At 45.5% G+C, this 374-nt stretch carries 1 protein-coding gene; it reads right to left on the bottom strand.

The features are described 5' to 3' along the window. On the bottom strand, positions 1–343 hold a 343-nt coding region (locus tag ACO0LF_RS31585), incomplete at its 3' end, for an EAL domain-containing protein (protein ID WP_423021384.1). Between the last annotated feature and the right edge of the window lie 31 nt (positions 344–374).

Here is a 374-nt window from a genome sequence, read left to right as displayed (position 1 = left end):
CCCGAATCTCGCACAAATCCGTAATAATGGTATTGTCCTCGCCCATCATTGCAGATTCTGTGATTTCTACCTCAAGGAGGCTAGAATCAATACCGCAATTTTTTAAGCAGTCAGATAGTTTTTTCGGGAGGAGCCCCGCGCTAAATTGCTTCGCGGACACGTTGATTGAAATAGGTACTACCGGCAACAGCTCTTTTTTCCAGGTAGCGATTTGCTCGCAAGCCTTCATCATGACAATGTCCCCTAAGCGCAAAATCATTCCATTGGATTCGGCGACAGGAATAAATTCGATTGGAGGCACGAGTCCATGGTCTGGACGTATCCATCTTATCAGTGCTTCCATACTTGTCATTTGACCAGTGACCATATTCACA

Source organism: Undibacterium sp. Di27W (assembly GCF_049340345.1).
Taxonomy (GTDB): domain Bacteria; phylum Pseudomonadota; class Gammaproteobacteria; order Burkholderiales; family Burkholderiaceae_D; genus Undibacterium.
This window is presented reverse-complemented; position numbering and strand designations above follow the sequence as displayed.